The organism is Acinetobacter nectaris CIP 110549, assembly GCF_000488215.1.
GTDB classification, from domain to species: domain Bacteria; phylum Pseudomonadota; class Gammaproteobacteria; order Pseudomonadales; family Moraxellaceae; genus Acinetobacter; species Acinetobacter nectaris.
In genome coordinates, this window is sequence record NZ_KI530736.1 from 76,696 (window position 1) to 89,639 (window position 12,944).

Below are 12,944 nucleotides of genomic sequence, written 5' to 3' on the forward strand. Positions count from 1 at the left end.
TTAAAACCTAAGAGTGAATTGTTTCATCAGTAAGTGCACCAAATACAGAAGCGCCATGCTCTGCTGGTGCAGCCGCTGTACGGAATACGCCAAATAATTCACGGCCCAGACCAATTTCGTTATCTGCCTGATGTTCTGGTTGTGCAACAGGGCGTGATTGCCAAACTTGTTCATCTAGTTCAATATCAAGGATACCTGCTTCTGCATCAATAATGACCATATCCCCTGTTTCAACTTTAGCAATTGGTCCATTTAATAGAGCTTCAGGAGATAAATGGATTACAGCAGGAACTTTACCTGATGCACCAGACATACGTCCGTCCGTTACTAAAGCAACATGGAAACCTTGATCTTGTAACACACCAAGTACAGGTGTTAAACGATGCAGTTCTGGCATACCATTGGCACGTGCACCTTGAAAACGCACAACTGCAACAAAATCTCGATGTAATTCACCACGATCAAAAGCAGCTTGTACTGCTTCTTGTGAATCAAATACGATTGCAGGGGCTTTAACTTTACGATGCTTAGGTGCAACAGCAGAAATCTTAATGACACCACGTCCTAAACGACCTTGCATTAGACGTAAACCACCATCTTCTTGAAATGGTTTATCAATACTACGTAACACTTGATCATCAAGGCTTTGAGTAACACCATCAACCCAAACGAGTTTGCCATCAATTAATTTTGGCTCTTTGGTATAATGCTGTAACCCTTTTCCTGCTACGGTCGTTACATCATCATGCAATAAACCTGCTTCAAGTAGGTTTCGAATGAGGAAAGCTATTCCACCCGCAGCTTGAAAGTGGTTTACATCAGCTTTACCATTTGGATAGATTTTGGCGAGTAAAGGAACAACAGCAGATAATTCATCAAAGTCATCCCAATCAATCAGAACACCTGCAGCACGTGCAATTGCAATAAGATGCAATGTATGGTTGGTTGAACCTCCTGTAGCAAGGAGTGCTACAATCCCATTTACGATGGCTTTTTCATCAATAACATGACCGATTGGTGTATAATTTCCACGATTAACTGTTAAATCAAGTACACGAATGGCGGCTTCTGCAGTAAGTGCATCACGCAATGGCGTATGAGGGTGAACAAATGCAGCACTTGGTAAATGTAAACCCATTACTTCCATGAGCATTTGATTACTATTTGCCGTACCATAAAACGTACATGTACCTTGTCCATGGTAGGCAGCAGATTCTGCTTCTAGTAAAGCATCTCGTCCAATTTGGCCTGTTGCAAACTTCTGACGAATCTTGGCTTTATCATCGTTAGATAATCCACTTGCCATTGGCCCTGCGGGCACAAAAATGGTTGGTAAATAACCAAACTGTAAAGCACCTATTAATAATCCAGGGACAATCTTGTCACAAACTCCCAAACATAATGCAGCATCAAACATATTATGAGACAGTGCAATAGCAGTGCTCATAGCTATTGTTTCACGAGAAAAAAGAGACAGTTCCATACCTGGATTACCTTGGGTAATACCATCACACATTGCAGGTACACCACCGGCAAACTGTGCTACTCCTCCATTTTTTAGAGCTGCAGTTTTGATTAAATCTGGAAATGTTTTATAAGGTGCATGTGCCGAAAGCATTTCATTATATGAAGATATAATACCAATGTTAGGTTCATTGCCAACTTTAATAATTAATTTCTCAGTATCATCCATGCTAGCAAAGCCATGAGCCAAATTGGCACATGAGAGGACTCCTCGAGCAGGAAACTTACCTTGGGCACGTTCAATTTTCTGTAAATATGCAGAACGTGTTTTTTGACTACGTGCGATTACACGTTCGGTCACTTTTTCTAATATGGGGTTCGGCATGTCCATGCTGAAAGCTCCTTTACGACCGGGGATAGCAAAATACGAACAGGTCAAATACTTTTAAAAGCAATTGAAAGATATAAATAATATTGTTCAGATAAAAGTAATATTCTGCCATACAGCAAATACTACTTTAATGCCTACATTCATTAATGGTATATAAAACTTAAGTTGTAGATTAAAAACTCAATTAAAAATTAACCATAAATATATTTAAATCTGGCTCCAAAACTACAATGAAACTATTGCAATATCAATACTACTAAATATATTTAATTGACGTAATTTTGTAGTGTATTCGTTGATATTTAAGAGAAATGATGAAAATTTTATCTTTATCAAAAGAGTATGAAATTAATACAAGTAAACTATTAAATTAAGATTATATTAATTTCAGAATTTTGGTGTGATGAGTTTTTATAAATTAATAAAGTATTGATTTTAAATTACTTAGAGTGTTTGCGAAACTTTGATCTAAGAAAGGCTTTTGTTCACATTTTCTAAGAAAATCTTTAGCAATTTTCGTATTTCCAGACTTATATGCAGAAAAAAGAATTTGATAGTCTATCCCATAGTTGCTAATTAGTTGATCTTCAAATTCAAGAATAGTCTGTCTATCTCGATTCTTCATTATTTTATTTGCTTCGACTGCGAAAGTTAAAGCTAACCTAAAATCATCATAAATTGTTGAGTACATAATACTTAGCTGATAAGTAGGCTCTTTTATATTAGGAAAATAGTCTTTTAAAATTAAATAAATATGTTTTGCTTTATCATTAAATTTTTTATATAACTCAAAATTACTACTCTGATGTAATGATGCTTTTAATCTGTAAAGGTCAGCAAGTTTATATCCAGCACAAAATACTTCAAAAGAACCTTTTTGAACCAAAAAATTAGAATAAAATCTGCTTTTTAACCATTTTATAGCAGAATCTACTTCTCTTAATGCACAATATGAAGTACCTATATAGAAGGTGTATCTATCTTTAAGGTATGGATTTGTTTCTCGTTCAAATGCTTCCATTAATACTTCTAAATCTTTTTTAAGTTTAGCTTCTACATCCTTATTACGAGCTCCAAAATGGCCTGCTTGAACAAAAAAAATGTTACTATCGCTAATTAAACCATGAACCAATTCATGTGACGTATTTTTGAAGTGTAATTCCTCGTGAATGACACCAATCCATTTTGCATAAATATCAGAGCGAAAAAGTAGTGGTTTAATATAATTGTCTCTATTGGGAATCGCTTTATTATAGTTTTCTACTACAGGGGCTTTTGTCAGTATAGAATAGATATCTGCACTAAGCTTTGAAGAGTCTAAGAATATTCCATCTTCACTATTAAAGCGGTCATCAGCATCCCAACTTAGAATATAGTCAGCTTTATCTTTACATTTGTTAAGTACAAGATTTCTGTTTGTAGAGAAATCAACCCATTTTTCAGAGTAAATTTCCCCTTCTAAGTGATATTTCTTTAGATAGTCTTTAACTATGGTAATAGAATTATCACTACTACCTGTATCACTAATGCAAAAATAGGAAATATCCTTAATATATTTTCGTAAATTATCTAATGTATCTTTAATGATATTAGCTTCATCTTTAATAATCATTGCAATCGCAATTGTAGGTTTATTCTTCATTTTAAATATTCGGTAGTGTATCGAAAAGTATAAATTATGCTGTCATTATATAAGATTATTGTTGATATAAACGAATAATAGATCAAAAGCTTTGAAATGATTTTCAAGATTTTTAGAGAAGTTACAGCTTCTCCCAAAGTAATGCCTAATTCGATAACAAATACTCAAATTTTCTTTCAATTCATACTGTAAAAACTTACTATTCACCTGCTTATTATTTCTGAAATATGCAAAAAATTATGTCTGTAGTCACTCGCTATATGAAAATAGCTAATACTAAGTTAATCTAGTTCTGAATTTAGGTATTTCACTATCGATAAGTTTAAACTTTTCCATACATAAGCTACAATTTTACCCGTTTTGCTATGATAAATATGAATATGCAGGCTTCAATTAGATAGAGCATAATCTCGAATCTACATTAGATTGCAAATAAACCTAAATTTCAATAAATGATTCGAATTTAGAACTCTTACGTCAAACACAAGTTATTTATTTTTTTTAAATAGATTCTCATCAAATTTAAATCTAAAACGTAGATATGCACCTTGATGGGTTGTATCACTTTCTACCAAATCATCATCTCTATAGCCTGAAAAATTATAGCCTCCAGAAACCCATAAGTTTTCTGCTACAAGATATCCTATTTCAGCACCTAACAGAGTACGTTGACCTGATGCCACATTTGACCACAATACACCCGTGTTTACACCTGCATCCCATTGCTCAGTAATATCATAAATACTACGTGCACTTAGCATATGAGTTACACCGCTAGATTCTAAGTTAGAAAAAGTTGTATTTACGCTTTTTACTGCATAGTTCCCAGAAATTGTAAGATCTTTCATTGGATGATAATTAAGATGATGCGATAGAATATATACATGCTTCAAATAAGGGTTAGTTAGGTCTGATTGATTGTGATCATAACGGTATTCTACCTTTGCCAAAGCATCAAAACGATCACGCTCGGTATCACGATATGCTAAACCAAGTTGAAAACGGTTAATTAAACGGTCTCCACTGCTCGTGGTCTTGCTATTCGTTTGACTTACAATATTCTTAGCTAAAAGCGTTGTATTTTCAGAATATTTATATGCAAATCCCAATGTATTTAAGAGTGTATTGGTTTGACTTGCCCAACGACCTTCAATACGTGCAACTGTTTTCCAATTTTGGTTTTTTAAATACTCTATTCCTACTGAAGCTGCTGTACTCTCAGAGTTGCTTGTATTTAAACTAGACAGTGCTTTAGTTTGTTCAAAACTAGTATTGGTATAAATACCTTGTCCTAGCTCCCAACGATTACGCAAGCCTATAGCGGCTTCAGCTTCACGTGTACTTACACCATCACGCACACGATATTCACTAAATGCTGTTCCATTATTATTATATTTACTATCAAGACCAAAAACCGTAACATTTTGACGTTGGCTACTATTTAAATCATATAAACCACTCAGGCTTGAAATAAGCTCATGGCGACCATATGCTCTTAATTTAGAGTTAATTTGATAGTTTGCACCCAAAGCAAAAACTCGACGAGTACTATCCAATACATCTTGCTCATATTCAGCAAATACATTAGAACCTTGCCAAGGCAATTGACTCGTCAATTTTGTTCGAACTGACATACCATGATAAAGTGCGATTTGAGAGTTATCTAATGCTGTTTGTACAGCCGATTTATCGTAATACCTTACTCCCAGTTCCAATGCAAGAATTCTGTTAATTGCACGCTCAATACTCGCAGAAGCACCTTGATTAATGCCATTTAATTGATCTTCTGTACGAATTGCCTCTAATTTTGCTAGACCAATCTTATTTAATTGAATACGTCCTTTAACACCACTTTCTTTACGACCTGAGGTAATCGATGCTGCTGTATTATAAAAATTACTGTCGGCTTGCGTATGATAAATTTTCATATCCAAGTCTTTATATACATAATTTAGTTCGATTCGCCCAGCATTCCCTGATAGCTTTCCTGACGACTTAGAGCCTGTACTCACTTGAGTTGTGCTAATTAAATCACTATAAATATTTTCTGAATGAGCTAACTCACCAATGAGCTTGCCTTTATCATTCGCAAATTTAACGACTGTATTTACACTCGCGAGTTGGTCTTGAGTAAGTGGATTATTACTTTTTACATAAGACCCTCCTACTTTTACTTGCTTTGTTACCTTCATTGAGCCTGAGATACCGCCCAATGTATACTTTGCACCACCTTGATCAGATTCCACGGTAATACGTAAATATACAGGGTTCAAGTTAGCATCAACACTAGATACAGGGTCTTTTAAATAAATACTATTACTAAAAGCATCTACTTCATAATCGGTAAAACGAGTTAGTGTGGTTCGTGCAATAATCAGTCCGGGGTTATTACGATCACGCGTAATTACTTCAACTTTTTCACTATTCTCTTGTATATCTTGAAGACTCACGCTACCTAAGCTATAAGGACCTGAGATACCAATTGCACGTTGTTCATTCACAACCTGTTGCGTATTTGTATTTGCAGCAAATGTGACGACTTTATACCGATCTGTTTCTGTTGCACTACGAATACCAGTTAAAGAGCGGTTATATTGTCCTAAAGAAAGCCCTTCATCACTTTCGGTACGAGTCACATAATCCCCATACATTATATAGGAACGACCTTTGTCTACTCGTACATATAATTTACCTGTAGACTGGGCATCAAAGCCTTTTGTTGCGGCATCTCCATATACTGGATAATATTCATCTGGACGAATATCACGAAATAAACGCTGATTTTTACTTTTATCAGAGTCATATGCTGCTGTGAGTAGATAGTCTCCCTTAACCTGACCTTTTAAGAATAATGCAGCTCTCCCATTCGTCGTATAACGACCATGTTGAGATGAAGAAATCTCAGTTAATTCTTCCTCAAAACCATCATTTGATTTTAAATGACCAGATTGTTTTGGATCAAATCTCTTAAAATTTATAGATCCTTCAAGCATCCCTACAGCAATAATTGGGCGTAAATCTGGCAAAAAGCGTATGGGAGTACTGGCACTAAAAATACCACTTTCTACAGACAACACGCCTTCACCAGCCTCAATTGGTGCAATAACAGGTACAACCAATGTACCCCCCTCAACAAAGACCTGAGTACCTGGTTGTTTTGGGTCTAAATCTGGCAAATCAATTTTACCAATTGAGCTATCTAAAGTAACTGGAGTACGACTAGAGACTAACGTTCCATGTCGATCTACAACTTTTAAAACAACATTGTAATGATCATAGCCATTTGCCTGTACATTTACCTTATTCGGTTCAAGTAGAAGCTTATCTAGCTGATCAGGAGCAATAACTTCTATACGCTTTGTATCACGAATATTACCCATCATATCTACTTGACGAGCTTCTATAGTATTACGTCCTACTTGAAGGTCGATACCAATAAAATCTAAACCTGAAACTTGCAGACTTGGTAAAACCGCGCGCTTACCAATACGCGCTTCTGGTATTTTTTGACCATTTACCCATAACTCAAGCTGTGTACCCGCTGTACCTTTAATCTGAACAGATGTTTGAGGGTAAGCTAAGATTTGCTCTGGCTTCAGGTTTAAAATTTCTAATTGGTTATTGGTCGAATTCTCTAATGCCGACTCTAAACTCACCATTTTCGTATTTGCCGTAGATAACGACTTACTTTCTAATTTTTTGTCTGGTTCAAATTGAGTTTGTTTTAACTCTCTAATTTGGTCTTTAGAAAAGTCAAGGTTACAATTTGCAGGAAAACCCTGTGCTGAAATACAGCCACTGGCTGGCTGTCCACGTACATCTGTTACTTTCGATGAAATAGGGTCTAGTGTTAAATCTGACCGTAGAATTTGCTCTAAATTAATATTGTCTTGCTCAATTTTCTTTTTCCGATCAGTAATACGCTGTATTAATATATCAGAGCATGCAAGAGTCTCATCTGTTATCGCAAAATCTGCTCGATGTAGTTCACCACGTTTTAAATCAACAAAACGACTATTTGGGTCACCTGCTTGTCGGTTACTGATTAACTCTAATTTAGATGCAATAGGCAGACTTGTACTATCAACTTTTAAAACATGTGTTTTTGCGCTCACGCCATAAAAGTCATATTTACCTTCACTGTCAGTAATTACATAACTGCCATCTTCAAGATAAATACGTACACCGGGTACGCCAAGTTCACCAGGATCTTGTACACCATTTTTATTACAGTCGGCAAATACTTTACCAATAATAAAACCATCAGAAATTAGTGCACCTGGAATAACAGCAACTGTGGCAATTGCTTCATTAGAGTCGACACCAGTAGCATCTTTAGCACGAGCGCGGTTAATACCATCGCTATTGAGTGCATTTGGACCTATGTATACACGATACTGGATTTTGACCTCATTATTTGGATTCAATGTCCCAAGACCAAGTTTTAGATAAGGACCTTTACCACCAAGAGGATCTTCAACTTTTACACCATTTACACGCATAGAACCTTGCATGTAAACAAAACCTCTAGGTAATGTATCTGTCATTGCTACATTTGTTGAATCTACGGTTCCTCTATTGGCAACAGTCACTGTATAGTCTTCGAAATCACCAATTTCTGCAGTTGAACTCGATGCAGATTTTTTAACAAATAGAGATGAGCTTATATTTGATACAACAGGGTCGATTGGAATATCTATATTAAGTGCAGGATCGCCATTATTTAATGTGAATTGCTCTGCGTAAGACCACTTGAGGTCAACAGCTTTATCTGCAGAAAAGCTTGGATATACTGACTTATCACTTACAAAAGTATATTTAGTATTACCAGGGATTGTCTTTGTATCTACAACTATACTGTAAGTACCTGCCTTCACAAGTGGATAAATAAATTCGCCTGAGCTATTCGTTGTTTGTGTTGCTGGAATTGAAATTTCTTCTCCCGTTTGAGAATCAATTTTAAATGCAACTCCATCAGCAATGGGGTGACCACTTTGATCTAATAAGGTTACAGTTGCTCCAGATACAGGCAACCCAGTTTTTGCATCAAAAACAATACCATATGGGTCTATAAGAACATCTGTATTTAGATCTTCAACTACTCCGGTTGAGTTATGTTGTGAGTCTAAACAGTCAGTTAAACTAATATTAACTTTATCACGTTTTATTGTCTGTAAAACTGAGTCGTACGAAATACCTTTATTTGCCAAAGTGGTGGGTAGACTATAATGAAATATGCCCGTATTTACCCCTGTTTCAACACCAACAACTTCTTCTATATCACCCGTTTTTTCTGATTTAATCCTAATTTTCACATGATCTACTGAATCACGACTCATATTACAACTTGAGTTTTTTACTTCTATATTTAAAGGAGTATTTACACTTCCCGTTGCTAAGATATTTTTGAAGTTACTTGAGTTATGTGAAATATGTGCTGTACCTGTTACCAATGTAGACACTACATTAGAAACTATTTCTTTCTGCTTTTCATCGAAAGCATAAGATACTTTATAGGAGTTTTTAATTGTCGTTTTGGCAACATCATTGTTCATACTTAAAATAAGATTAACTTGTTCTGATGTGTTTTTATCAATTTGTGGAAACCCAACAATAAACTGACTAAGTTGTGTTAAATCACTAGGTGGCGTTGTACTATAACTATTATTTGTAAGTTTATATAAAATTTTAGCTTGAGGATTCTTAGCTAAAGCTGATTTAAAGGTTGTATTTGGTGGAATATCATTTTCCAATAGTACCATTTTTTGTACTTGCCCATTGACTACAACATCAATAGGTTTAGCTGCCCGCTTCCCCTCATTATTCACATTAAAGGTGTAGTTCAAATCATAACTTGATGTCGCTGAAGGTATAAATGTCTTTTGTTGTACATCGGCATTTGCAACCAGTTTTGCACCATAGTTTACCGCATGATCCTCTATTGTCACTGTTGTTTGACTATTCTCAGCAACTGTAGCTTTAATAGGTAAATTAATTTGCTGATCATCGGTTAAGGTTGCACTTGTTGTTGCAACAACCCATAGGTTAACACTTTGTCCAGCCTGTAAAGGTACAACTGTCGTTATCTCTTGATCAGCATCATCAAACTGACCATTTTTATTCGTATCTACATAAATTTTAACATTATTTAATGTGCTCGTGGTTAATGCTTCCAACTGAACACTTACAGGTGTATTACTGTTATTCGTTAAAGTATTTGCCCATATAACTCTTTTATTTGGTTCTATATCTAGTACAGGTGATGCCGTTAACCCAATTGCATATAATGCTGAAACGTTCACTTCAAGCGTGTTTGAAACTGACTGGTATTTATTATTGTCTATATCTGTAAAGTTTGCATAGGCAATATTTTTAATTGTCGTACCAAAACTTGGAATGCTCGAAGCACTACTATACTGAGTAGACAATATAGATATTGTTAACGTAGATAACATAAAAGATATGTTTTTACATACTTTCGCTTTTGTCTTTCGTTTCACAGCACCCAACCAACTAATCTCAATAAAAAAACTTCATGTGAGCATTTACTAGACGTAAATGCCCACAAACTTCATATATTCATAATGAATAAATTAAATAGAGTTATTAATTATTTACCTTAATCATAAACTCTAATGAAGCACTTGAACTTGGTGCAAGCGGTGTTTTCTCTGCAGAGACTGTACCTGTTGAACCATCAGTTAAAGTAGTTGTTGAGGAACTAATTGTTGCATTTGTCGCAACTGGAGAAACATCTTTAATCACTTTTAAAGTTGTATATGCAGGTGTTGCATCACTAATTACAACATTAGTTACGTTGGCATTACCTTCGTTAGATGCTGTAATTCTATATTTCACGCACTCACCAGGTTTAGCATTAATACTACCTTGAGTGTAAGCAGATGAATTATTACCTGTAGAACAGTCAGCCTGCACTTGCTCTTTCACTAAACGAACCTGACCACTCGTTACAGTAGTTACATCCGTATTTATAAGATCAGTACTAGATTGTCCACCCATTACTGTTGGTTTGATGGTTAAAGTCACATTATTTGCTGTTCCAGCAGTTGCACTTGTTGGAGATTGAACTTTAATTAATAAGTTTACTGATTTACCAATTCCAAGACCACTGGCACCAAGTTTTTCAGCTAGGTCACTTCCTGTAACCAACTCATTTGCATCGGCAACACCATCGTTATTCAAGTCAACAAATATACTTGCTACCCAACCAGTTCCTGCCTGAGCATTCTTCAATTCAAATGGTAGGCTGCCTGCACTTGCACCTTCAACAATATTACTGTTGTTTGTCAATGTATGTGTATAAGTAACCGTACCACCTTGTGCAACCTGACCACTACGGTCATTTTGAACACTTAATTTACGCACAGTTTCTACAGTTACACGGTCAGACATAACATCAGTTAAGCCCGTTGCAGGTGAAGCTACTTTAAATAAAACTTCCTGATTACCAGCTGAAGCATTACTTGGAGGAGTAACAAGCGCAACTAATTTTACAGTACTTCCACTAGGCACATTTCCAGTGTTTGTCAGTGGAGCACCCATTGCAGCACCTGAAGAATCTGCTAAGTAATATTGAACAGACCAACCTTCTGGCAATGCTGATGATGTAGATAAATTATAGTTATCTCCAGTGGCACCACTATTTTTAACAGCTAATGGAAAGCTCGCTGCTTGACCTGGTTTTGTTGATTTTGTATCAATGTATTGAGCTGTATCTTGACCTGAAGCACCTACCGTATTTCCTGTACTGTCTGTTGTATCACCATTAGATAAGTCAACAGTAGATGCCGTTACTTGACTAATAACCAACTTAATTGTATCTGTCCCTGTTGAATTACTTACAGGCGCAGATGTTAAAATTGCATTAATTGGTGTTGTTGGTGCAGGTGCTGGTGTGAAATAGTTAGCAGGAAGTGTTACTTTAGAAACAACCTGATATGTCGCCCCACTCGCAACTGGTCCAGTATCAAGAATACCATCGCCATTTGTATCTGTTAATGGTGTAACACCATCTGCTTTGAATAGCTCAACGATACTACCAGGCGGTAAAGCATCTTTATTTACCGTAATATTATACGCTTCTGTAACGTTACCTGTGTTATGGATAACAATTGGTTCACCGCTATCATTCGTCAAGCCAAAACTAACAGGTGTACCTTGAGTCGTTGATTTAGTAATTACATCAGGAGTTGGCGTTGTTGTTGTTGTTCCATCAGCAAAGGCATCTGACAAGCTGTCATTCATCGTACCTTTTTTAACGCTCAATACATTAATATCATTTGAGTTAGATGGTGTGGTGTTCTCAGGGCCTGAACCATCTGGATCTACTCCAGCAATGTTTGTAATTTTACCTGCGGGAGTATTTTGAACAACTTGAACTTTAAATTTCAATACACCAGAGCTATTGGCAGCGACAGTAGGAATAACTAATGTTGCTTTGCCCGAAGTAAAGTCATAACCATCTGTATCAGAACTTGCATCATTTAATGCTGTTCCATTCAATGTTGCAGAGCCTGCAACATAAGTTAAACCAGCAGGAAGTATATCTGTAATCGTAACATTTTTTGCCGTTGTATTACCTGTGTTTTGATAGGCTAGGCTATATTCTACTTCACGCACTGTTGTACTTGCCTGCGTCGCATCTACATTTTTTACGTTCGCAGAAGTCACAAGGCTAATTACTGCACCAGTCGTAATTTTTACAGTATCAATGCTTTTTGCGTTAACTGTTGTATCAAAATGGCTTGCAGCAGATACTGTTAATTTACCAAGATCATCTTTAACACTATTACTTGCAGTCGTCGCTTGAACAATCAGGTTAACTGATTCACCAGCTCCTAAAGTAACATTTGTAATTGGTGTTTGGCTGTCTGGAACACCATCTTTATTGGCATCAAGATAGACATTTAAACCACTAAAATCATAATTATCTGATGTGTTATTTCGACTATCATTATTTGTAACACCAACTGTAAAGGTATCTGTACCATTACCTGTATTTGTTAATGTATGAGATAGCGATACTTGACCATTTGCGTTTGCTGTCTGTGTTTGATCTGAACTCAATGCAAAGCTAGCAACTTGTTGAACTGTTGTAGTTACCACATTTGATGTGACTGTTTTACTAGATCCATTCGTATCTGTATAGCTTGCAGATGCAATGTTACTAATATTCGTACCTGCATTTGGTGCAGCAGCATTTGCTACAGATGTCAATGCAAATCCACCAGCAACTAATGCCATTGCAGTTGCAAGTTTTGTTAATTTCAAACATTGTGTCTGACTAAACATTTAGGAAGTTCCCCTATTTATGTACTCAATATATTTCGCGTAAATTACTGACGATTAGAAATCATGATTGCATGATAATTTCACAGCATAGTTCTATCTGATAATCAGGATATGTTGGTCTTTAAAAGAAGCTAG

The 12,944-nt window shown here is 35.9% G+C and carries 4 protein-coding genes; all 4 read right to left on the minus strand.

Going from position 1 to position 12,944, the window contains the following annotated elements:
* Positions 1 to 7: 7 nt before the first annotated feature.
* The 4 genes from edd to P256_RS12100 all read right to left on the minus strand — a co-directional run bounded on the left by edd (position 8) and on the right by P256_RS12100 (position 12,809).
* Entirely contained in the window at positions 8 to 1,855 is a 1,848-nt protein-coding gene (gene edd / locus P256_RS12085; protein ID WP_023273977.1) for a phosphogluconate dehydratase, read from the minus strand.
* A 418-nt stretch (positions 1,856 to 2,273) separates the two neighbouring features.
* A complete protein-coding gene (locus P256_RS12090; RefSeq protein ID WP_023273978.1) occupies positions 2,274 to 3,497 on the minus strand; it encodes a glycosyltransferase in 1,224 nt (407 codons plus the stop codon).
* Between the two features lie 488 nt (positions 3,498 to 3,985).
* Positions 3,986 to 9,952 (minus strand): SdrD B-like domain-containing protein, encoded by a 5,967-nt coding sequence (locus P256_RS12095; protein WP_023273979.1) that lies wholly within the window; start codon positions 9,950 to 9,952, stop codon positions 3,986 to 3,988.
* 151 nt (positions 9,953 to 10,103) lie between these two features.
* Positions 10,104 to 12,809, minus strand: a complete 2,706-nt coding sequence (locus tag P256_RS12100; protein WP_023273980.1) for a beta strand repeat-containing protein — start codon at positions 12,807 to 12,809, stop codon at positions 10,104 to 10,106.
* Positions 12,810 to 12,944 lie beyond the last annotated feature (135 nt).